This window comes from Candidatus Chloroploca asiatica, from assembly GCF_002532075.1.
GTDB classification, from domain to species: Bacteria; Chloroflexota; Chloroflexia; order Chloroflexales; family Chloroflexaceae; genus Chloroploca; species Chloroploca asiatica.
This window is the reverse complement of the sequence record NZ_LYXE01000183.1, coordinates 1-21,892: the sequence shown is the minus strand read 5'-3', so window position 1 is coordinate 21,892 and position 21,892 is coordinate 1. Positions and strand designations below refer to the sequence as shown.

Annotated in this window: 20 protein-coding genes; 1 reads left to right on the top strand and 19 read right to left on the bottom strand. The window is 56.5% G+C overall.

The features are described 5' to 3' along the window. Positions 1 to 158: 158 nt before the first annotated feature. Positions 159 to 1,124, top strand: coding sequence for a thioredoxin-disulfide reductase (gene trxB, locus A9Q02_RS21935; protein ID WP_097655215.1), 966 nt, complete (start codon positions 159 to 161; stop codon positions 1,122 to 1,124). Between the two features lie 57 nt (positions 1,125 to 1,181). Here trxB and A9Q02_RS21930 read toward each other — a convergent pair whose 3' ends face one another. The 19 genes from A9Q02_RS21930 to tsaE form a co-directional block, all read right to left on the bottom strand. Then, on the bottom strand, positions 1,182 to 1,655 hold the full coding sequence (locus A9Q02_RS21930) for a response regulator (RefSeq protein ID WP_097655214.1): 474 nt from the start codon (positions 1,653 to 1,655) through the stop codon (positions 1,182 to 1,184). Between the two features lie 244 nt (positions 1,656 to 1,899). Then, complete coding sequence (locus A9Q02_RS21925; protein ID WP_097655213.1) at positions 1,900 to 5,085, bottom strand: helix-turn-helix transcriptional regulator; 3,186 nt, start codon at positions 5,083 to 5,085, stop codon at positions 1,900 to 1,902. A 5-nt stretch (positions 5,086 to 5,090) separates the two neighbouring features. Then, positions 5,091 to 6,704 (bottom strand): NADH-quinone oxidoreductase subunit N, encoded by a 1,614-nt coding sequence (locus A9Q02_RS21920; protein WP_097655212.1) that lies wholly within the window; start codon positions 6,702 to 6,704, stop codon positions 5,091 to 5,093. A 3-nt stretch (positions 6,705 to 6,707) separates the two neighbouring features. Further along, the gene (locus tag A9Q02_RS21915; protein ID WP_097655211.1) at positions 6,708 to 8,219 is read right to left on the bottom strand and encodes a complex I subunit 4 family protein; all 1,512 of its coding nucleotides are present in this window, start codon (positions 8,217 to 8,219) and stop codon (positions 6,708 to 6,710) included. Between the two features lie 43 nt (positions 8,220 to 8,262). Then, complete coding sequence (locus A9Q02_RS21910) at positions 8,263 to 9,933, bottom strand: complex I subunit 4 family protein (protein ID WP_097655210.1); 1,671 nt, start codon at positions 9,931 to 9,933, stop codon at positions 8,263 to 8,265. Positions 9,934 to 9,996: 63 nt separating this feature from the next. Further along, entirely contained in the window at positions 9,997 to 12,255 is a 2,259-nt protein-coding gene (locus A9Q02_RS21905) for an NADH-quinone oxidoreductase subunit 5 family protein (protein WP_097655209.1), read from the bottom strand. 10 nt (positions 12,256 to 12,265) lie between these two features. Then, a complete protein-coding gene (nuoK, locus tag A9Q02_RS21900) occupies positions 12,266 to 12,583 on the bottom strand; it encodes an NADH-quinone oxidoreductase subunit NuoK (RefSeq protein ID WP_097655208.1) in 318 nt (105 codons plus the stop codon). Then, positions 12,580 to 13,245 (bottom strand): NADH-quinone oxidoreductase subunit J family protein, encoded by a 666-nt coding sequence (locus A9Q02_RS21895; protein ID WP_097655207.1) that lies wholly within the window; start codon positions 13,243 to 13,245, stop codon positions 12,580 to 12,582. The genes nuoK and A9Q02_RS21895 overlap by 4 nt, the downstream gene beginning before the upstream one ends. Positions 13,246 to 13,257: 12 nt before the next feature. Continuing rightward, positions 13,258 to 14,592, bottom strand: a complete 1,335-nt coding sequence (gene nuoH / locus A9Q02_RS21890) for an NADH-quinone oxidoreductase subunit NuoH (RefSeq protein WP_097655206.1) — start codon at positions 14,590 to 14,592, stop codon at positions 13,258 to 13,260. Positions 14,593 to 14,621: 29 nt separating this feature from the next. Continuing rightward, a complete protein-coding gene (locus A9Q02_RS21885; protein WP_097655205.1) occupies positions 14,622 to 14,909 on the bottom strand; it encodes a hypothetical protein in 288 nt (95 codons plus the stop codon). A gap of 2 nt (positions 14,910 to 14,911) precedes the next feature. After that, positions 14,912 to 16,159 (bottom strand): 4Fe-4S dicluster domain-containing protein, encoded by a 1,248-nt coding sequence (locus A9Q02_RS21880; RefSeq protein WP_097655204.1) that lies wholly within the window; start codon positions 16,157 to 16,159, stop codon positions 14,912 to 14,914. A 37-nt stretch (positions 16,160 to 16,196) separates the two neighbouring features. Further along, a complete protein-coding gene (locus A9Q02_RS21875; RefSeq protein WP_097655203.1) occupies positions 16,197 to 17,306 on the bottom strand; it encodes an NADH-quinone oxidoreductase subunit D in 1,110 nt (369 codons plus the stop codon). A 45-nt stretch (positions 17,307 to 17,351) separates the two neighbouring features. Continuing rightward, positions 17,352 to 17,873 carry an NADH-quinone oxidoreductase subunit C gene (locus A9Q02_RS21870; RefSeq protein ID WP_097655202.1) on the bottom strand — a complete coding sequence of 174 codons (522 nt, stop codon included), beginning with the start codon at positions 17,871 to 17,873 and terminating at the stop codon, positions 17,352 to 17,354. Then, complete coding sequence (locus A9Q02_RS21865) at positions 17,860 to 18,660, bottom strand: NADH-quinone oxidoreductase subunit B (RefSeq protein WP_097655201.1); 801 nt, start codon at positions 18,658 to 18,660, stop codon at positions 17,860 to 17,862. The genes A9Q02_RS21870 and A9Q02_RS21865 overlap by 14 nt, the downstream gene beginning before the upstream one ends. A gap of 57 nt (positions 18,661 to 18,717) precedes the next feature. Next, positions 18,718 to 19,074 (bottom strand): NADH-quinone oxidoreductase subunit A, encoded by a 357-nt coding sequence (locus tag A9Q02_RS21860; protein WP_097655200.1) that lies wholly within the window; start codon positions 19,072 to 19,074, stop codon positions 18,718 to 18,720. A 205-nt stretch (positions 19,075 to 19,279) separates the two neighbouring features. Continuing rightward, on the bottom strand, positions 19,280 to 19,729 hold the full coding sequence (locus A9Q02_RS21855; RefSeq protein WP_097655199.1) for an FHA domain-containing protein: 450 nt from the start codon (positions 19,727 to 19,729) through the stop codon (positions 19,280 to 19,282). A gap of 76 nt (positions 19,730 to 19,805) precedes the next feature. Then, complete coding sequence (locus A9Q02_RS21850) at positions 19,806 to 20,519, bottom strand: FHA domain-containing protein (protein WP_097655198.1); 714 nt, start codon at positions 20,517 to 20,519, stop codon at positions 19,806 to 19,808. Positions 20,520 to 20,528: 9 nt separating this feature from the next. Further along, complete coding sequence (gene tsaB / locus A9Q02_RS21845) at positions 20,529 to 21,194, bottom strand: tRNA (adenosine(37)-N6)-threonylcarbamoyltransferase complex dimerization subunit type 1 TsaB (protein ID WP_097655216.1); 666 nt, start codon at positions 21,192 to 21,194, stop codon at positions 20,529 to 20,531. A gap of 44 nt (positions 21,195 to 21,238) precedes the next feature. Beyond that, positions 21,239 to 21,760 carry a tRNA (adenosine(37)-N6)-threonylcarbamoyltransferase complex ATPase subunit type 1 TsaE gene (gene tsaE / locus A9Q02_RS21840; protein WP_097655197.1) on the bottom strand — a complete coding sequence of 174 codons (522 nt, stop codon included), beginning with the start codon at positions 21,758 to 21,760 and terminating at the stop codon, positions 21,239 to 21,241. Positions 21,761 to 21,892 lie beyond the last annotated feature (132 nt).

Genomic DNA, 21,892 nt, shown 5'->3' with positions numbered 1-21,892 from the left:
GGGGATTTGGGGCCTGCGGCCCCAAGAAGCTGGCCGTTTGCGCCAGCACACGCATGGGTTGTTTGGGCAACAGCCCTTGTCACAATGTGGTATACTGAGGTATAATCGTATACCGGTGGGGGGTATACTTGTGGAGATTGAAAAAAGGAGTCATGTATATGCATAGCAAAGTTGTCATCATCGGTTCAGGCCCTGCCGGGCTTACGGCAGCGCTTTATGCGGCACGAGCGAATCTTGAGCCACTGGTTGTACGGGGTTTGCAGCCAGGTGGGTTGATTGCGACCACCTCGGAGGTTGAGAATTATCCTGGGTTTGTCGAGGGCATTGGTGGCTTTGATCTGGCTGATAATATGGAGAAGCAGGCCGCCCGTTTTGGCACGCAGTTCAAGGACACCCTGGTGACCAAGATTGATGCCTCGGTACGTCCGTTTGTCTTGCACACCGACGATGGCGACCAGCTTACCGCCGATACCCTAATCATCTCGACGGGTGCCTCACCGCGCAAGCTCCACGTGCCTGGTGAAGAAGAACTCGCCAACCGCGGGGTAAGCTATTGTGCCACGTGTGATGGCTTCTTCTTCCGGGGCAAGAAGGTTGTCGTGGTTGGCGGTGGCAACAGCGCCCTCGATGAGGGCCTCTTCCTTACGCGTTATGTCGATGAACTGATCATTGTCCACCGGCGTGATAGCCTGCGTGCCGACCCAGTGCTGCAAGAGCGGGCCTTTGGCAACGAGAAGGTGCGGTTTGTCTGGGACAGCACTGTTGATGCCATTCTCGGTGACGACAAAGTCATCGGGGTACGGCTGCGTAACCTCAAAACTAATGAGACGAGTGAAATCGAGGTGGACGGTGTCTTCCCGTATATTGGACATCTGCCCAATACAAGCCTTTTCACCGATCTGTTGACGCTCGACGAAGGTGGTTACATTGTGACCGATGGTCGACAGCGCACCAACATCCCGGGCATCTTTGCTGCTGGTGATGTGGTGGACCATATCTATCGCCAGGCGATCACCGCTGCTGGTGAAGGATGCCGTGCCGCGATGGAAGCCACCTGGTACCTCGCTGAGGAAGAGCACGCTGCGAAGAAAGCCGCCCAGGCAGAACCAGTCATGGCGCAATAAGCATAAACACGAAACTACCGACCACACGGTGTGGTCGGTAGTTCAAAGCATAAACCCTTAATCCGCAGCTACCTCGTGAGCGACAGCCACAGACAACGGCACAAACTTACCCGGCAGAGCAGCTTGTACGGGCTGGGCGCTAACACGTATGGACTGCAGTGCGTGCTTGTAGACCACCGCAACAGGCCATTTCCCCCAGGCAAACAGTGCGTCAAGCCCCTCTGAGGTTTTGCTGGCCGTCCTGCGCCACCGATAGCCTCGTCCATTAAAGGCTGTGATCGTTTGCTCGGTGATCACAACGACACACGCACGTCCAGTTGTGCGCAACTCATGAAATATTCTGAGGATACTGGTATCCGAGAGGGTCACGGGAAGCAGAACGTAATCGGGCTTGTTATCGTTGATCCAACGATAAGCATGTTCGCTATTTACAACCACCTCGATGTCAACAAGAACCCGTACATCTTGTAACATCACGAGATCAGCCGCATCAGGTTTGCCAACAAAGATAGCTGTATAGGCCTTATGCATGGTGGTGTCTCCTGCTCTGGAAGAAACGGGCGGTCGTTGCCGGTTTCACCCTTGTTTCTGGGGCTTCGTGGCCTCAGAGATAACATGGCGACAAAAGTATTTACTCTTCTATTATGCATTATATTGCAACGGTGAGTCCTATCAGTAAAGGATAGAAAAAGTATAAGTTGCGATTCGATATCCATTCAGCTAGAGGTATACAACAGGAATAGGGTTGTTTGTGCTGCCTACTATAACGTAGAAATTACTCGGTTTTTGTACGCTCAGCAACCATCCCGCTGCGACGTGCATACGCAACTGCTTCGGTACGATTAGCGAGATGGAGGCGATTGAGGATCTGTTTCATATGGTACTTGATGGCCGCTTCGCTGAGGTGAACTTCCTGCGCCACTTCACGGTAGGTGAGGCCCTGGGCAACGAGGATGAGGATGTTCCGCTGCTGCGGGCTGAGACGCGCCTCGGCAGCGACTTCGTCAGCTTCCTGGCGAGCCAATTCAACGTCAATGCGTTGGGCCAGTTCCGGAGCAATGGGCGGAGCACCTTGCTCAAGACCCGCCAGGAGGAGAAAGAGGTCGTCGGCTTGCATGTTTTTGAGCAAATAGCCCGACGCACCGGCCTTCAGTGCTTCAAAGAGCAGCGTTTCTTCAGCCGAGACCGTCAACACCACAATGCGTGCCTCGGGCCACTCGGCGGTGATGCGACGAGTCGCTTCGAGACCATCGCAACGGGGCATCTGCAAGTCGATGACGAGCAAGTCGGGACGCAAGGTTCGTGCAAGCATTTGCGCTTCTTCGCCATCAGAACCCGTGCCTATCACTTGCATTCCATGGGCCGTCAGAAAATTCCGCAGACCTTCCAAAAACATCGGGTGATCGTCGACAAGCACAACCCGCAACGGACGCGTTGGGAGCGTGGCAAGCGGTTCTTCTTCAACCCTTTCAAGGTGACAGGTTACCAAGATGCGCGTGCCCAAACCAGGTGCAGTGTAAATCTCCACCCCTCCCCCTAACTCACGCGCTCGTTCTTCCATCGTCTTCAGGCCAAAGTGGCTTGATCGTGACAGCACCGGGATGAGCGCGGCTGGATCAGTCTCCTCATACCTATCCCGCACAAACCCCTGCCCATCATCCTGAATGGTTACAAGCAGCAAGGTGCCCTTTCGTTCGAAGGTTACGTCAATGCGTGCTGCCTGGGCGTGCTGTTCAGCATTGTGCAACGCTTCCTGCAGAATGCGCAACAGATGCAACTGCCCAATCGGTGAGAGCCACGCTTCTTGCCAGGGCTCAGGAGCGTGCAGGGTGAGCGTCAGGTTGCTGCGTCGCCGAACTTCGTCAAGGGTATGGTTCAGCATCTCCCAGAAGCCCTGGACAGAGGAATGACGTAGGCCAAGGATAAAGCTACGTACATCGGCATGCCCCTGGCGGGCTGCCTCACCGATATGGCGACAGGCTTGCTCAGCCGCCAGGGTGTCTCGGTTGCGCAAGAAGGCTTCGAGCGCCTGAGCCTGAAGATTGATCGAGCCAAAGACCTGCCCAAGACTATCGTGCAATTCACGCCCCAGACGATACCGTTCCTCTAGCACGGCCAGCGTACGCTGGTGCTGCAACGCCTGCACCTGCGCCTCTTGACGTTTGCTCATCTCGGTACGCAGTTGGGCATTGGAGGCATCAAGCTCGGCGGTACGGTTGGCAACCCGTTCTTCAAGGGTCTGAATCAGATTGGCAAGTTCTGTCGAAAGCCGCTGAAACGCCTTCGTGAGAAACCCGACTTCGTCCTGATAGTAGACCCGCAAATTGGCAGGATAGCGACCTTCCTCCATCGCTTGGACACCGCTCAGGAGCGAATTGAGGGGGCGCAACAGGGTAACTCGGAAGAAGAATGGAAAGACGACCAGGATCAAGATATTTGTGGCGAAGAAGAGTTGCACAAGCGGATGAAGCAGGCTATGCAAACGTTGACGGTATTCGACGAGATAATCCTTGATGACACCCTCTGATCCGCTGCTGGCTGGGAGGCGATCCAGCGTCATCAACTGAGGCATAGGACCACGGAGTTGACCGGGTACCGCACCGATCACCCATGGATTCGCCCCCGGTTCATCATTTGGATAGTAGTGCAAGAGCTCGGGTCGTTCGGCATAGTTGAACTCAAAAATTCCACTGCTGTACAAGACCGCCTGAAAGGTATACTCATCGGCAGGCCGATACGCATTGCGCATTCGCTCCCAGTTAATAATCAGTTGATCGTCCTGTTGATACGCAAAAACACCCCCTGAACTCAGCCGGTGGTCGAAATCGATCAAGAGCGCAAACATCAATGGTGCGCCTGCGCCATAAGAGTACTGGAACGAACGATAGCGAACTGGGGCATCAAAGCTCACCACACCATCACGACAGGCATAGAGGTGTTCGTGATCTTGCCCAAAGAACGGGAAAGCAAAGGTAAGTGGAGAACTGCATTCGTGCAAGGCATGCAAATCCAACTGAAGTTCTTCACCTCGCATGGTCTTGAACTGAAAAGGTATCCGATCTACATCATAGCCGCCTGCTTCATTGGGGCTAAAGCGGAAGCTTTGTTGACGGGGGATCTCAACCGTAAAACCCGTTTCACGGTTAGTGCTAATGATCCACCCGACCATGCCGAGCAAGCCCATGTTGGTAATGAGGCTGATCCCGATCATCCGCACCAGAAATGAGGTTGTCTCGGGTTGCGCATTGAGATAACTGATGACAAAACCAAATATAGCCACGAGAATGCCAAGCGACAGGATAGCGTTCGCCACCGTCGCCAGGATCAGCGTGGTATGCAGCAGAATGGAAATAAGATTGAGCGAAGCAACAAAGAAAAAGATGATGGTAAAAACCCGAATCGTGCTCGCTTCCGAGCTGCCAGGGTTCAAAAAGGGATAGAACCACTGTGATCGCCCTCTGTCGCTTGGCACTGGTGTGAGCATATACATCTGTCGCACAAGCACGAGCGGTACCCACATAAAGATCCCGAACAAGAGATAGTCGATCACTTCATGGCGAAACAGGACAACACCTTGCTGGAGTTTCCAGAGACGATACACGGCATACCCAACCTCGCCGAGTGTATAGAGGATGCTGAAGATCAAGGCAATCCGCGCCTCGACGCGCCAGCGTGGTGGGAGCACAGGAAAATGATAGACAAACTGCAAGAGAAAGATCAGGGCAAAGCCAAGGAGGCTATTCTGTGCAATCACACTATAAAGCCGTGGGGTCGGCAAGAAACTCACTTCCAACCAGAGTGTACCAAGGAAGGTAGTCAGTGTGATAAAAAAACCGGCCAGCAGCCAGGTATAGCGACGCCCCGAGCGCAATGCCGTTCTAACCAAATAGCCACTGACGAGGGTCGTGAGCAGAATCTGGTTGAGATAGACAAGCCCGTTTGGCGTCACATAGAATTGCACTGCATTTAGAATCCGGCCACTGTCTGTACTTGACTGAGTATGCCCAGAATGATGTTCGGGAAGAGACCAAGGATGATCAGCCCAGCGGCGGCAATCACAACGGCGGCAGTGATCCCGGGTGGTGCCTCTACAGGGGTCTCAGCGGCTGGTGCTTCCATAAACATGGCTTTGAGCAACCGCAGATAGTAGTAGAGACTAATGACCGTGGTCAAGACCGCGATCACAACTAACCACTCGGCACCAGACTGCCAGCTTACCATAAAGACATAGAATTTGGCGAAGAAGCCCGCCAGCGGCGGGATCCCGGCGAGCGAGAGGACGCAGATTGCCATCAAGACGGCCAAGCCCAGGTTGCGCCGCGCCAATCCGTTCAGATCGGCAACCTCATCGCCACCCACAGCCATACTGACCGCCGCAAGCGCTCCAAAAGCCCCAAGGTTGGTCAGGGTATAGACGATTAGGTAGTAGAGCAGGGCGACTGTGCCCTGGTCGCGGTCAAAGGTCTGCGGTGACGCCCAGGCGACAAACGCCAGCAACACAAAGCCCGCCTGGGCCACACTCGACCAGGCAAGCAGTCGCTTGGCGTTGGTCTGCGGCAAGGCCGCCAGGTTACCAACAATCAAGGTCAATACGGCCAGCAGCGCCAGCGCACTCGTCCAGCCACTCAATTCGCCCCAGACGGCCGTGCCAGTCAAGCCAGGGAAAGCTGTCGTGAGCAAACGCAACAGCAGAATGAAACCAGCCATTTTCGAGGCCGTCGAGACAAAGGCCGTGATGGGCGTCGGCGCACCCTGATAGACATCTGGCGACCAGCCGTGGAAGGGCACAACGGCAAGTTTGTAGCCAAGGCCGGCGATCATAAAGATCATGCCCAGCGTCAAGATGCCCTGATTGTCGGCGATGCGGGCTAGCGCAGCGATCTGGGCAAATTCAGTCAGATTGTTGCCCAGGCTGTTCCCCGCCAGCGCACTCGCCGCAAAGCCATAGGTCAGACTCATGCCATAGAGCAGAATGCCCGACGAGAGGGCGCCAAAGAGGAAGTATTTCATGCCCGCTTCCGACGAACGCATGTCGTTGCGGAAGTAGCCCGCCAGAATATACAGGGGAATGCTGGTCAATTCAATCGCTAGGTAGGCGATGATCAACTCAGTCGCCCCGGCCATCAAGCACATACCCAGCGTCGCAAAGAGGATCAACGCATAAAACTCGGCCGGATGCGCCGTAGGGCGATAATCCAGACAAAGCAGACTCGTCAGCAGGGCTGCCCCGATCAGGGTCAGACGGCTGATCATCGTCAGATGATCCGTCGCAAACGCACCGGTGATCGGTTCACCGACTGGCCCACCTGCCTGCAGATTGCGCACAATGTTGGTAAAAAAGTTTGGTGCTGCTGTCTCGGGGATGACGGTAAAGGGGATATAGCCACTCTGCACGAGGGCAATGACAAAGATCAAGCCCAGGCCAATCGCGGTGAGCGACGCCGATGAGCGTACCCGTTCAAGCTGAGCCTCTTGCGTACGGCCCCATTTCTCAAAAATATCTGACCCAAGCACCAGCAGCGCCAGCACCAGCAAGAGAATCTCGGGCAACAGCCGCGGGATGTCAGTAATCTGAAACACGTCTTATCTCCCCGCGAGGGTAATCCCCTCCAACTGGGCCACAATTGGCCGCACCCCGACATCAATTAGTTCGGTCAGGATCGCCGGATAGAGCCCGACGCCAATCAGGATCAAGACCAGGATGGTTGCCCCGGTATACTCTTGCCAGGTCAGTTTCGACAGTTTGAGCAGTTCAGGATTTTTGACTTCATCGAAGAAGACCGCCCAGACCGCCCGCAGAATATAGGCTCCGGTGATGGGAATCGAGAGCACAGCGATCACCGCCACGAGGGGGTAACGCTCCCAGACACCCAGGAAGATAATGAACTCGGCCCAGAACCCGGCCAACCCTGGCATGCCCATCGATGAGAGGCCAGCAATGATGAACATGATCGTCGCAAAGGGCATCACTTTGTAGAGGCCGCCCAGTTCGGGCAGCTGACGGGTGTGAGCGCGCTCGTAGATCATCCGGCCCACCACCGAGAAGAAGAGCGCCGTCATCACCCCGTGGGCAAACATCTGCAACACGGCCCCCATCAAGGCGAGTTGCGTTCCTGCCGCGAGGGCCAGCATCACGAGGCCCATATGGCTCACCGACGAATAGCCAATGATATACTTGGCATCGCGTTGCGCCATCGCAATCGTCGCCCCATAGACCACATTGAGCAGGGCGAGGCCGGCCACGACGGGCAACCAGGCATTAGCCCCGGCGGGCATCAACCACATCGCGGCCCGCAAACAGCCATACGAGCCAAGTTTCATCAGCACACCAGCGTGCAGCATACTGACCGCCGTTGGGGCCGCCACGTGCCCCGTCGGGCTCCAGGTATGAAACGGGAACATACCGGCCAGCACCGCAAAGCCGAGAAAGAGCATCGGGAAGAAGATGCGTTGGACATCACCGGCCAGGGTGACATTCTCTGCCAGCACGATCATATCAAACGTGCGCAACCCCGAACCAAAATAGAGCGCCAACATGCCAATGATCACCAGGGCGCTGCCGGCCATCAAAAAGAGGGTCAACTTCATCGCGCCATACTCTTTGCGCGTACTGCCCCAGATGCCGATCAGCAGATACATTGGCAAGACAGCCAGTTCATAGAAGACAAAGAAGAGAAAGAGATCGAGCGAGACAAAGACGCCATAGACCCCGGTCGTGAGCAGCAGCAGCAACACCCAGTACTCTTTGACCCGCGTATCAATATTCCAGCTCATCAGGGCACCGGTAGAGATCACAATGCCATTGAGCAAGATCATCGGCAGACTGATGCCATCAACGCCAAGCTGATAACTGATGCCAAGCTGAGGCATCCAATTGAGGCGTTCGACAAACTGAAACCCTGCCCGTCCCGGCTCATAGGCCAAAAAGACGAGCAACGAGAGCACCAGCGAAGCAAACGCAAAAACCGCCCCCACCCAGCGCATCGCCTCCTTGTGCTGATGAGGAATAAGGGCAATGATCACTGCTGGCACGGCCATGCTCAGCCAGATCAGGCTTAGCCAGGGAATATCAGTTGCGAGCGTGAAGAGTCCCATATGCTTCTTTCATCTCTTGATGGCAACAGACCCCGCCGTCACCTTAGGTATGCAACACCTGTTGAAAGATCGCCACCAGTTCCGTGACAGCCACATTGCCCAATTCCATAATGGGGGCAGGATAGACGCCAAGTATCAGCAAGAGGGCGAGCAAAGGCAAGATCACACCCATCTCGCCGGGGCGCAGGTCGGCCAGGCGATCCCAGCGATCGTTGAGTGAACCAAGGAAGATGCGCTGGAACATGAGCAACAGCGCCAACGCGGTGACAATCAGGCCAATGACGGCCAGGCCGGTAAAGAGCGGGAGTGTAGCCCAGGCCCCGCGGAAGATAAAGAATTCGCCAACAAAACCAGCCAGACCAGGCAGGCCCAGGTTGGCAAACATCGCCGTACCCATCACTCCGGCGAAGGCAGGCGCAACGACGCGCAGCCCCCCAAAATCACTGAGGCTCCAGCTTCCACTACGCAGATAGAGCAGGCCGGCCAGATAAAAGAGGGCACCTGTGCTGAGCCCGTGGGCGACCATCTGCATCACCGCGCCATTAAGGGCAATCGCCCGGCTATCAAGGCTCGCCATCCCGGGCATGGCCGCAGCGGCGGCAATGGCCAGCATCACATAGCCCATATGGTTGATCGAGGTATAGGCGATCAGGCGTTTGATATCACCCCCGGTATTCGCCAGCGCCCCAAACGCACCAGCTACAATCCCAATCAACGCCAACCCACCCATCACCGGAGCGAAATACTGGCTGGCATCGGGCACCAGCGGCAACATAATGCGCAGCATGCCATAGGCACCCATCTTGCTCATCACCGCACTAAGCAGAATACTCCCCGCAATTGGGGCTTCCGTATACGCATCGGGCAGCCAGGTATGGAAGGGCCAGACGGCAAGCTTGATCGCAAACGCAATGAAGATCGCCCAGAAGGCAATGCTGGTATAGAGCAACGGGTAGCGCCCGAGCACATTGGCGACCCCAAGATGATCCATATAGGCAAAGATGATCTCGCGCAGCGTGCCTGTGACACCCTCGACGGGCAATCCTTGCCCAACGCGGCCAAGATCCACCAGATTGAAGGTCGGCAACCCGGCGTAGCGCATTGCCAGATAGATCACCTGGAAGAGCAACAACATCCCGAGCGAACCAGCCATCGTATAAATAAAGAACTTAAAGGCCGCATAGCGCCGATTGTCACGTCCCCAGTTCTGGATCAGGAAAAAGGCCGGGACGAGGCTGAATTCCCAGAAGATGAAGAAGAAGAAGAAATCGAGCGCCAGGAAATACCCAAGCATCGCCGCTTCGAGCAACAAAAGCAGCGCATAATGGGCCTTGACCCGATCGGTGACCCCCATCGAGGCCATGCCCGCCACGGGGGCCATCACCACCGTCAGCAGCACCAGGGCCATACTCAACCCATCCACCCCGAGGAAATAGTCAACCCGTACGGCTTTGATCCACGGCATCTTCTCGACCAGTTGCACGGCACCCTGCCCCGCCGCCGCCGCATCAGGCTCAAAAAGGGCCCAGACAACCATCGCCAGAGCCAGGGGCACACCCATCCAGGCGGTGGCCCCAAGGCGCACCAACCGATCATCCATGCGAAGCCAGCCCGCCAGGCCGACGAGCGCAATGCCGAGGAGCGGCGACAGCAGCAGCAGCGTTAGCCACGGCATGCCGTCGGGCGAAGGGATAAGATACGATGGCAAAGACATGAAACCACCTGTGACACGACAACCCGGTGAGCGCATGCACTCCTCAGATCATCAGGCCGCTCATCAAAGCACATAGAGATAGACCAGGGCCAGGATAACGGCCCCTCCAAAGACATAGACGATATAGTCCTGCGCCTTACCAGTTTGCAGCCGACGGGCGCGTTTGCCCGTTGCGACGGTGCCATCAGCGACGGCATCAGGGCCATCATTGAGCACCGTGTCGTCAACAATGAAATTGAGTCGTCCGACAAAGAGGGTCACGCGCCCAATGCCATTGATGATGCCATCCAGAATAGCTTTATCAAGCCAGGCCCAGGCGAGGGCGAGCAGGGCCGTAAACCGCACGATGCTCGCCTGATAGAACTCGTCAACCCGGTATTTCTCGTTCAGCAAGCCGAAAACCCCAGGCGCACGCACATCAAGGGGGTCGCGTTCTTGTGCCGTCTTGAAGGCGGTTCCATAGAGCGTCCAGCCTGCCGCGATGCCGCCAAAGGCAATGAGCAACGAGATCCCGGCAACAAGCAGACTAAAACTCGCGGGCTCTTGCCCCCAGAGATCGTTGAGCCAGTGGCCGCCAGGGATGCTGAAGGGCAGGTTGAAGAGACCGCCCAGGGCGGCAAAACTTGCCAAGATGACCAGTGGCGCAATCATCAACGGATCTTCGTGCCAGTGCGCCCCCGTATTGGCGTGATGCTCGTCGTGACCATGCGCGTCGTCATGGTGGGCGTGGCTGGCTTTGTGATGCCTGGAACGACGTTCAGGGTTGACATAGACCACTGGTTGTTCACCGCGAAATGCACCAAAGAAGACGAGCCGCCACTGGCGCGTCATATAAAATGCCGTCAGGAACGCGGCCACTGCCAGCACTGTAAAGACAACCCAGTGTCCACCTTTGAAGGCATCGGCCAGGATCTCATCTTTGCTCCAGAAGCCGGCAAATGGCACCACCCCGGCCAGCGCCAGGAAGCCGAGCGTGTAGGTCCAGAACGTCCAGGGCATCCGTGTGCGCAAGCCACCCATATTGCGAATATCCTGGGCTGTTTGCTGGGCAGCGTACTCATCTTTGTGGTGCAGATCCGCAATCCGGGGAGTCGCCTCCATCCCGTGGATGATCGAGCCCGAGCCAAGGAAGAGCAGGGCTTTGAAGAAGGCGTGGGCAAGCAGGTGGAACATCCCGGCGACCCAGCCGCCAATGCCAATGATGGCCACCATAAAACCAAGCTGCGAGAGCGTGCTATAGGCCAGGATGCGCTTGATATCGTACTGGGCAACCGCAATCGTCGCCGCAAAGAGCGCCGTGAAGGCTCCGATAAAGGCAACCACCGCCAGCGCCGTGCCATTGTCGGCCTCGAAGATCGGGAACGTACGGGCGAGCAAAAAGACACCCGCTGAAACCATCGTCGCCGCGTGGATCAGCGCCGACACGGGTGTCGGCCCCTCCATCGCATCAGGCAACCAGACGTGCAACGGGAACTGTGCCGACTTGCCGACCGTCCCACAAAAGATGAGCAAGGCAATGCCCGTTGCGTGGCTCAGACCAACTGCGCTTGTCTCACTACCAATGCGGGCCAGGAACTCGGGGTTAAAGATCTCGCCCGGAGCCGTACCGAATGCGAGGCTCCCGGCCTGGGTATAGAGATAGACAAGGCCAAGCAGCATCAGCACATCGCCAATGCGGGTGACAATAAAGGCCTTAATCGCGGCGCGATACGCCTGCGGACGCTCATAGAGGAACCCAATCAAGAGATAGGAACAGAGACCCATCACCTCCCAGGCCATAAAAAAGAGCAGGAGGTTATCGGCCATTGCCATCAGCAGCATGGCTGCCGTAAAGAGCGAAATAAAGCTAAAGAAGCGGCTCTGGCGGGCATTGCTCGCCATATAGCCCAGCGAGAAGAGGTGGATACAGGCCGAGGTAATCGTCACCATCGCGAGCAAGGCAGCAACCGGGGTATCAATATAGATCCCCATCGCAAAACTGGTCGTACCGGTGGGTGCCCAGACAAACCGTTGCACTACATTGGGTTCGGGGAAGGCAAACGCTTCTTTGCTCTTTTCACTGTGGGTCGTAGCTTCACCGTGGGCATCTGCTTGGCCATGGCCGGCCAACTCAAGCGTCACCAGTTGCCCGTCACGCAAGGCGAGGCCCTGAGCTGTCGCAGCCAGCAACCCGACGGCCAGCAGGCTTGCCATGATCATCAGGCCAATCGTCGCCCAGCCACTTGCCACCTTGCTCTGGCGCAACGGTGTGAAGGTAATCAGAAGACATCCCAGAAGCGGGAGGGCCGGAATAAGCCATGCATACTGGAGAAAAAAAGCCATTGCGGTGCCGTCACCCCTTCATTGACGCGACATTATCCACATTCGAGGTGAGCCAGGTACGATAGATCGCAATGATCATCGCCAGGCCAACGGCAGCCTCGGCGGCGGCCACCGTAATAATGAAAATCGCAAAGGTCTGCCCAACCACAAAGCCTGGCTCAAGGTAGCGCCAGAAGGCCACGAGATTGATATTGACCGCATTAAGCATCAACTCGACGCCCATCAGCACACTGACCATATTGCGCCGGGCGAGGGCACCAAAGAGGCCAATGCAGAAGAGCGCTGCCGCAACCATCAAGACGGCTTCAAGCGGAATTGCGTTCGTCATCCTTGCTCTCCATCAGACATCGGGGCCGCCTGGGGTGACGGGGTTCGCTCACCAGTCACCGGTGGGCGAGCGGGCTTCTGTCGTTTACGCACTTCATGCTCTTCAGCCAGGGTCAAGACCCGACGGCGGCGAGCGCGCTCTTCAAAGGCAATCACAATCGCCCCAATCAGGGCTACCGTCAACAAGACGCCCGCCACCTGAAATTGAAGCATATACGAAAAGACAAAGCCCCGGCCCAGGTCTTCGACCCCCGCCAGCACCTCAGGCGGGGCAGGGCTCCCAGGGGTTGCCACCGGCGGCGGCGGCACATTCCAGGTATGGGTAAAGATCGTCGGCACCAGCACCGCACCAAAGAGGGCCACGCACACAATCGCCGTCACCACGAGGCGCCACCCACTCACCATATAGCGTGAGCCTTCACTCTCGCGGGTGAGCATAATCGCAAAGAGGATCAGGATCGAGATCGCACCAACATACACGAGCACCTGCGCAACAGCGATAAACTCGGCCTCAAGCAAGAGATAGAGCGCCCCAACGCCAAAAAAGCAGGCGATCAACCAGAGCGCCGCATGGATAACATTGCGTACTGAAACGACCATCACCGCCGAGCCGACGATCAAGGCCGCCAGGAGTCCGAAGATTAGCTGAATGAGCGTATTCATAGAGCCTACATCTTACCGCGGTAGCGCAAGGCTCTCGCGCAGTTCATCAATATCAAGGCGATTACGTGCGGCCTGGGCACTATTATATATGCGGGCGACGATCACGTATGCAGCGCCATTGACCACAAGCGTGGTAACAAACGCCACCCCCCAGCGCAGCATGGGCGACCAACCCTCTACCAAGCCAAAACCATCGGCCACCCCCCAACTAGTCACAGCGACCCAGATCGCCGCACTGAAGACATTGACGAGGGTGAGCGGAATCAAAAACTTCCAGCCGAAATCCATCAACTGGTCAACCCGGAGGCGCGGATACGCCCCACGGATCCAGATCATCACAAAGAAGAAGAAATAGGTCTTGGCCAAGAAATAGAAGACCCCGAGCATCCCGGCCAGCAGATTGAAGATCCAACTCCCATCGGGGTTGGTGGGCGAAATTGCCATCCCATAGAGCCACCCGACTCCGGGGCCTTGCCAGCCGCCAAAAAAGATGACCGCCGCAATGGCACAGAGCAAGAAATTGAGGATGTACTGCGCCAGATAAAAGAGTCCGAACTTCATCCCGCTATACTCAGTCATATAGCCAGCGACAATCTCTGAATCAGCCTCGGGAATATCAAAGGGCGTGCGCTCACCCTCGGCCAGCGCCGCAATGAAAAAGCAGAGAAAAGCGAGCAACCCCACCGGGGTAAAGATCAACCAGCCGAGGCCCAGGTCAGGAACACCTGCGACATCACTGGTACTGATAAAGAGCCCACCCTGCGCATTGATCAGGCTCACCACCGAGAGCGTGCCGGTCATCATTACAATCGCCAGGAGGCTCAAGACGGCGGGGATTTCGTAGCTCACCATCTGGGCAACGGCACGCATGGCACCAAGCAGGGCGAACTTATTATTAGAAGCCCAGCCGGCCATCATCAGCCCCACCGCACTGATCGAGGAGATCGCAAAGAAGAAGAGCAGGCCCGTATTAAGATCAACCGGCACCATCCCCGGACCCCAGGGCAACACCGCAAACATAAACATCGTGGGGGCTACGACCACAATCGGGGCCAGCAGATGCACCCACTTATCAGCGGCATCGGGGACGATATCCTCTTTCGTGAACATCTTCACGCCATCGGCGATCGGCTGAAAGATCCCCTCGGGGCCAACACGATTTGGCCCGATCCGATCCTGCATACGTGCGATCGCCCGCCGCTCGTAATAGGTAAAAAAGAGCATCTGGAAGGGAGCGACGGCAAAGAGCAGCGTTGCCACCAGCACATAGCCAATCAGGCTGATGAGCCAACCCGGCCAGCCCCAACCAAAGGTACTATTAATCAAACCATCAAGGATGTCGTACATCCGGGGCTCCTTCGCATCCGTTCACAGGACTAGCGCAAAACAAAGCTCGCCATCAAGAAGGCCAGGTAAACTGGCAAGGCCAGCAGACCAACCACATTGCCCCAGCCTGCAAGGGTTGCATTGCCGGTGGCTTTCATCAAGCACATTGCGGAAAGCAACACCCAGGCCAAGCTGTGGCTCCAGCGCACTAAGAAGAAGCGTAGTGGCGCAGCATCAGCAACCCGGTCGCGGGGCCAGATGAACACATAGAGCAGGGCGACAGCTAGGCACATCATAGCCCAGACTACGAAGGGCAGATTGAACCAGCCACGCTCCATACCTAATTCCTCTCGGTCTCATTATCCTCAGCAGCAGCTTTCTTGGCGGCATTCGCAGCGCGGATCGCCGCCAGTTTCGCCGCTTTCTCATCAACCGGGGCGGGCTCGGCGGGCGGCACTTCAGCGGCGGGGGCAGTGCCAGCCTGTTTCGCGGCATTCGCGGCGCGGATCGCCGCCAGTTTCGCCGCTTTCTCGTCAACCGGGGCGGGCGTCGCTTCAGCGGCGGGGACCGTGCCAGCCTGTTTCGCGGCATTCGCGGCGCGGATCGCCGCCAGTTTCGCCGCTTTCTCGTCAACCGGGGCGGGCGTCGCTTCAGCGGCGGGGGCAGTGCCAGCTTGTTTCGCGGTATTCGCGGCGCGGATCGCCGCCAGTTTCGCCGCTTTCGCCTCGGCGGGCGAGAGTTCGGCAGTGGCGGGCGGGGTTTCAGCGGGAGTTGCGCCTGACTGTTTGGACGCATTGGCCGCCTTGATGGCCGCGAGCTTGGCCGCCTTCTCTTCAGGGGTCAGCTTGCGGGCCTCGGCGGGCGGCGCGGCAGGGGTTGTCGCTGGCGGGGGCGGGGGCGGTGCCGCCGCAGCGGCCGCAGCGAGTTCAGCACGACGCGCAGCGATACGGTCAACGAGATGCGGCGCAATGCCAATCACATCGGGGCGGCGCTTGATATTGCCCTGGAGTTTCTTGTACGCCCCGGCCTTCGCCTCTTCCCAAAGCGTTGGCGCAATGCTTTGATAATAACTGACCGGACGATTAAGTTCCTGCTTATACACCGTCAGACTGGCATGATCCGCCGTTGATAACTCAAAATGGTGATCCATCTTGATTGCATCAAACGGACAGACTTCGGCGCAGAAGCCGCAACTCATACAGGCATCATACTCGATAATGAACTCGGCGACGGAAGGAACGGCTTTGCCGGTCGTCGGATCTTTCGCCTGGGTCATATGAATAACCTGAGGCGGACAGATACGCTGACACTGGAAACACGAGGTACAGAGCTCGTGCCCGGTCTCATCATCATAGAGCAAGATCGGCATATTGCGATACGCCTCGGGCAAATTGGGGCGTTCATCAGGATACTGCTCGGTAAACGTCCCGTGAATATCGCTAAAATCGCGATTCTGGCGAAACGACTCACGCCAGTGTTTCCAAACAACCCCAAGGCTATCGAGCAGACCCATGCCGGGCACAGCATAGCGGCGTTGCGAACCACGCGCAACCTCAACAACCTCGCCACGTTGGATCGTAATGGTCATGAACTATCGCTTTCCAGTGGTCAGGCGCAGCAACACCCTACCGATCCACCTCACCCATCACAATATCAATGCTCCCCAGTATCACCACAACATCAGCGACCTTATAGCCACGACACATATCACCGAGGGGGGTCAGATTGATAAAAGACGGAGCACGCACCTTATAACGATAGGGCTTGCCACTGCCATCGCTAACCAGATAAAACCCGAGCTCGCCCTTGGGTGACTCGATCCGGGCATAGACATCGCCAACGGGGGGGCGCACATTCTGGCGGGCTTTGGGATTGATATGACCGCCCTGGGCATCGGGCAATTGCTCGATCACCTGCTGAAGAATACGGCGGCTCTGACGCATCTCTTCGATGCGAACAAGGAAGCGGTCATAGACATCGCCGACGGTGCCGACGGGGACATCAAAATCAAAGCGATCATAGACACTATAGGGCTCGGCCTTGCGCACATCATAGGGAATACCCGAACCACGAAGGACAGGACCCGAGACGCTATAGGCGAGAGCGAGGTCACGGGGAAGGATACCAATACCCTCGGCGCGTTGCATCAGGATCTCATTTTCACGCAAGAGGCGTTCGAGTTCATCAACAAACGCGGGCATCGCCTGCAGCAACTCCTTCAAGCGCGGGATAAAATCGGGCGGAAGATCGCGCACGACACCCCCAAAACGGAAATAGTTGCACATCAAGCGGGCACCCGAGGCTGACTCAAAGAGATCGAGGATCTTCTCGCGTTCGCGCATCCCAAAGGCGAGCTGAGTCTGCCACATCCCCATATCATTAATCAGAAAACCGAGCGCACCGGCGTGATTAAGAATACGGGTCAACTCAACCATCATCACCCGCAGATACTCGGCGCGTTCAGGCACCTCAATGCCAACCAATTGCTCAACCGCCATCGCATACGCCTGATTATTTGCCATTGAATTAAAATAATCAAGGCGATCGGTATAGGGCATATTCTGAAGATAGGTATTTTGTTCAGCGATCTGCTCGTGATTGCGATGCAAATAACCAAATACCGGTTTCAGATCCGTAATCGTCTCACCATCAACGGTCACGATCATACGGAAGACCCCGTGGGTCGAGGGATGTTGCGGCCCAATATTAATCTGGAGTTCTTCGGTCTTGAGCATAGCAGTTCTTTGCTTGAAGATCGGCCATCAGCGCCCAACCAGGGGTTACTCATCGGCACCGATATACTTATCGCCCTGTTTCGGAAAATCTTTCCGCATCGGAAAGCCCTCGAATTCATCCCACATATAGATACGTCGCAAGAAGGGATGGCCGACAAAGACAATACCATAGAGATCAAACGCCTCGCGTTCGTGGAAATTCGCCCCGGGCCAAGCGGGGGTCAACGAAGGCACCTCAGGATGGTCGCGGGGAATGCGCACCTTGATCGTCAGGCCCTCGCCGCCTTCGACATGGTAAAAGCGATAGACGAGTTCAAAGAGATCATCGGCGAGGTAATCAACCACTGCGATATCAGAGAGATAGGCATAGCCGAGCAGATCGCGGAGATAACAAGCTGCCTCGACCAATCTGCTGGGCGCAACGAGCGTATCACTGGTCATGAAAGCACCAGGTTGAGGCCCGTGGGCGGGGGCAGCAGCAACCTGCAACGGAACTGCTTCGAGCACAGCACCGGGGAGATCGCGGGCCATACGCTCACGCAAATCTGTAGCATCAAGCCTCGGCATTGCCCACCTCACCACGTTTCAGGTCATCGGCGGCGATTTCGGGGGCCACACCACGCGCCTTGAGCGGATGTTCCAATTCCACCGTAGGATCCATAATCGGAAAATGGCGCACAATCTCGGGATGCTCAAGGCGACCACTCTTCATTTCACCAAACTCAGGCGAGGTATACGCACTCACCAGGGGCAAGCCACCAACGGGGTCAACGAGGCGACCATCGATCTCAAGGCCTTGCGCGCCAAAGGTAGGCACAGGAAAATCGGTCGTCTGGGGCTTGACGCCTTCGCCATACCAACGCACACGCCCGAGTTTCTGGCGATCAATCTGATCCTGCAGGGTGATCAACGCGTGGAGCAGGGCCTCGGGGCGAGGAGGGCATCCAGGCACATAGACATCAACAGGGACGAGCAAGTCAATCCCGCGCAAGACATTATAGCCATCGCGGAACGGCCCGCCAGAGGTTGCGCAGGCCCCCATCGAAATCACATAGCGCGGCTCGGCCATCTGGTTATAGAGGCGCACCACCTGCGGAGCCATCTTCTTGGTGACCGTCCCGGCGACAATCATCAAATCGGCCTGACGGGGGGAAGCGCGAAACAACTCGGCCCCAAAACGCGCCACATCATAGCGACTCAACCCAAACGCCATCATCTCGATCGCGCAGCAGGCCAACCCAAACGCCATAGGCCAGATCGACGAACGCCGCCCCCAATTATAGAAGCGGTTCACCGTAGACAAAAAGATACCCTGTCGCTCAAGATCGAGCTGCAACTCGTGCTCATTGGTCATAGGGAAAACGATTTCCAGGGGCATCACCCGGCAGAGCGCCGGAGCGCGAACCCAATGTTAGATCCACTCAAGAGCGCCTTTGCGCCACTCATAGACCAGACCAGCAAAGAGCATCAACAAAAAGACGGTTGCCACCAGAAAGCCATAGAGACCCATCTGGTTGAAGGCCACCGCCCAGGGGTAAAGGAAGACAACCTCAATATCGAAGATCACGAAGGCAAGGGCATAGAGATAGTATTGCACCTTGAACTGGACGCGAATATCGCCAATTGCCTCAAGGCCACACTCATAGGTAGCCTGTTTAATCGGGGTTGGACGTTTTGGACGGAGCAGAAATGCGAGCACCAGTGGTGCGAGAGGAAAAGTCACCGCTGCGATAAAAAACAATCCGATGAAGGCATAGTTAGCAAGCACGGCCGCCTCCCTCCCTGGTATTGCCCTCTCCGGTGAAAACTAGGGCAAGTATAGCACAGATTGTCATTGGGTCGCAATGGAGACCTACGGCGATCTATCGCATTAGAATGCCCTGGAGGTACGATAATCGTTTTTATATTTTTCTGGAATGATATTGATATTCAAATTGCACACATCGTCATTCCTGACGAGTTTGGTTGTAGGCTTAAGCGAGCTTTAATTCAATGCGTCCAACCCGTACCACATCGCCCGGATGGAGTTCAGTTGCAGCGCGGACTTCGAGGCCATTGAGGAAGGTACCATTGGTACTATTCAAATCTTCGAGCGACCAGACATCACCCCTAAGAATCATGCGGGCGTGCTCACTAGAAAGAAAGGTGTCGTTGAGCGAGATATGCGCATCAGTGCTACGCCCAATAATAGTCGTCGGACTCAGGGGAAAGCTCTTACCAACGGGGACTCCCGGCTGACTCGAACTGCTCACCACCAGATAGCCATAGCTTGAGGGGGGCAACGAGCCAACCGTTGTGCGTACCTGCAAATCGCGCGTGACCACACGGACAACCTGCCACAGAAAAAGATAGAGCAGGAAGACCACGGCAAAGCGTAACAGAAAGATGAACACACTGATTGAGATATTCGCAAGATCAAACATAGGGGGTGGAGGACAACCTCAGATAAGCAATGGCACACACATTCCGCTTGAAAGCAGCCCTGACGAAACAGCAAACTCAGGCATCACGGAAGGTCAATTCAAGCCCGCCAAGCGAAATGATATCGCCATCACGTAGTTCTTTTTCAGCAACCCGTTCGCCATTGACAAAAGTGCCATTTGTACTCTCGAGGTCAAGAAGCCAGAAACGGCGCTGACGATAGCGCAACTGCACATGATGGCGTGAGACCCGGGCATCTTCAAGAATAATATCATTATCCAGGCCACGCCCAAGCGAGACACCGGTACTCTGGATTTCGATTGGTTGAGGGCCATGCGGCGACTGAAGCAAGAGCAACGCGTGGGTACGGCGCTGACTTGCGGGGCCAACCCCACTGATAATCTGGGTCGTCTCGGCACTTTGACTGGTTGCCATTTCGGCGACCACCTGAATACTGTAGCGGGGGACAGCCTGATCCTCAGCGAGCACCACCCTGGGATGTTCAAGCATCGCAAAATTACGTTCCTGGGCGAGTTCACTCAAATAGCTTGCCATCTCTTGTTCGAGTTGCGCCTGGACGGGCTGAAAAGCGCCAAAATCCTGGGGATGGAGATAGGCTTTATAAAAGCTCGGCACAATCACCCGGCTGACACTAATCGTTTGCTGGCTCTCCATAGCGCGTTCGAGGCGTCGGGCAATCTCCACCGGCTGGATCGCACTCCGAAAGAGGCGCGCCACCGACCCCTCGACCATCTGCTCCATAAACTGTTCAAAGCGACTGAGTGCCGACATCGCATGATCCTAGGCTCTGACAGGTTCACCGAGATAGAAAGGTTCAAGGGTAAGCGGATCGTCATAGGCACCGGCCAGATGGCGTTGCCAGGCAAGTTCGGCGAGATAACCCGGACGGCGGAGGGCCGCCGCCGGTTCGACGAGCCAGGCATCATCACCAAGGGTCTGGCGAAGCAACGCCACACTCGTAGCATCAAGATCGCCACAGAAGAGGGTCGGGCCTTGAACCTGGGCGCAGAGCTCGGCCAATGAGCGATTGATATCCGGTTCCTGGCGCAGGGAACCACTCACATCAGGCACAAAGCGTGCCGTCGCAAAACGGTCGCGCCCAAGGCGGATCAAAGGACAGGTTGGCAAGGCAAAATAGGCATACTGATAGGCGAGCACATCAAGGGTGCCGAGCCCAATCAGGGGCAACGAACGAGCGAGTACAAAGCCTTTCGCGAGGCTCAACCCAACGCGCAGCCCGCTCCAACTACCGGGGCCAAGGGCAACCGCGACCACCGACAGGGCAGAGGGGGGCACCCCTGCGTGGCGGAGGAGCAGATCCAATTGGGGCAACAACTGGGCCGTATGATTACGGCCCGACTCCCAGACGCACTCGGCACGAAGACCACGCTCATCATAGAGAGCGAGGCCCGTCAGGGCAGTTGAGGTATCAAGAGCTAAGAGCATAGGTGCATCAGCGCCGTGCGGAAGCAGATCCAGCACAGCATGGCCTAACTAAACGTTGTTTCCTTAAAGGCATTGAGCAACTCAACATAGCGTTGACCAAAGGGAGCCATCCGAAGCTGGCGTTTTGTCTCACTCAGATGTTGCAAAAAGATCGCCAGGTAGGCCTCGGGGAGCGTGGGCGCGGCGGGTTCAGGCCATTCAATCAAGCAGACACCCTCACCGGACCAGAGTTCATCGAGGCCAAGCGTCGTCAGTTCAGCGGTTTCAGCGATCCGATAGAGATCAACGTGATAGATCGGCAGACCGGCAAAGCGCGGACTAGCGCGGTACTGATTCACCAGAACAAAACTCGGACTCGTGACCAGATCATCAGAGCCAAGGCCACGGGCAACGCCGCGCACCAGTTGGGTTTTGCCGACACCAAACGTCCCGAGCAAGAGCAACAGATCACCGGGCAGGAGCAATTCGCCAAGGCGCAGACCAACACGTTCGGTTTGCGCCGGGCTATGACTAATAAAATCAACCTGATTAGCGGCCTGGATAGCCGAAAGACGATGATCGCTCATTGGCTCTATTGTAGCACGAAAGCGACCTTGATTGCTCGCCTGGCGTCTTTAGCAGCAGGGCTGATGCAAAGTCAGAGCCAGCAGCGGCAACCGACACCATGTGAACACCTTTGCGGTAGGATGAAGATGGAA

Excerpts from the sequence above, each read along its gene's own strand:
- A9Q02_RS21905 (WP_097655209.1), bottom strand. The coding sequence starts at position 12,255 with ATGGCTTTTTTTCTCCAGTATGCATGGCTTATTCCGGCCCTCCCGCTT.
- A9Q02_RS21915 (WP_097655211.1), bottom strand. The coding sequence starts at position 8,219 with ATGGGACTCTTCACGCTCGCAACTGATATTCCCTGGCTAAGCCTGATC.
- A9Q02_RS21895 (WP_097655207.1), bottom strand. The coding sequence starts at position 13,245 with ATGAATACGCTCATTCAGCTAATCTTCGGACTCCTGGCGGCCTTGATC.
- tsaE (WP_097655197.1), bottom strand. The coding sequence starts at position 21,760 with ATGAGCGATCATCGTCTTTCGGCTATCCAGGCCGCTAATCAGGTTGAT.
- A9Q02_RS21855 (WP_097655199.1), bottom strand. The coding sequence starts at position 19,729 with ATGTTTGATCTTGCGAATATCTCAATCAGTGTGTTCATCTTTCTGTTA.
- A9Q02_RS21880 (WP_097655204.1), bottom strand. The coding sequence starts at position 16,159 with ATGACCATTACGATCCAACGTGGCGAGGTTGTTGAGGTTGCGCGTGGT.
- tsaB (WP_097655216.1), bottom strand. The coding sequence starts at position 21,194 with ATGCTCTTAGCTCTTGATACCTCAACTGCCCTGACGGGCCTCGCTCTC.
- A9Q02_RS21875 (WP_097655203.1), bottom strand. The coding sequence starts at position 17,306 with ATGCTCAAGACCGAAGAACTCCAGATTAATATTGGGCCGCAACATCCC.
- A9Q02_RS21865 (WP_097655201.1), bottom strand. The coding sequence starts at position 18,660 with ATGACCAATGAGCACGAGTTGCAGCTCGATCTTGAGCGACAGGGTATC.
- A9Q02_RS21885 (WP_097655205.1), bottom strand. The coding sequence starts at position 14,909 with ATGGAGCGTGGCTGGTTCAATCTGCCCTTCGTAGTCTGGGCTATGATG.
- A9Q02_RS21930 (WP_097655214.1), bottom strand. The coding sequence starts at position 1,655 with ATGCATAAGGCCTATACAGCTATCTTTGTTGGCAAACCTGATGCGGCT.
- trxB (WP_097655215.1), top strand. The coding sequence starts at position 159 with ATGCATAGCAAAGTTGTCATCATCGGTTCAGGCCCTGCCGGGCTTACG.
- A9Q02_RS21910 (WP_097655210.1), bottom strand. The coding sequence starts at position 9,933 with ATGTCTTTGCCATCGTATCTTATCCCTTCGCCCGACGGCATGCCGTGG.
- A9Q02_RS21870 (WP_097655202.1), bottom strand. The coding sequence starts at position 17,873 with ATGCCGAGGCTTGATGCTACAGATTTGCGTGAGCGTATGGCCCGCGAT.
- nuoK (WP_097655208.1), bottom strand. The coding sequence starts at position 12,583 with ATGACGAACGCAATTCCGCTTGAAGCCGTCTTGATGGTTGCGGCAGCG.
- nuoH (WP_097655206.1), bottom strand. The coding sequence starts at position 14,592 with ATGTACGACATCCTTGATGGTTTGATTAATAGTACCTTTGGTTGGGGC.
- A9Q02_RS21850 (WP_097655198.1), bottom strand. The coding sequence starts at position 20,519 with ATGTCGGCACTCAGTCGCTTTGAACAGTTTATGGAGCAGATGGTCGAG.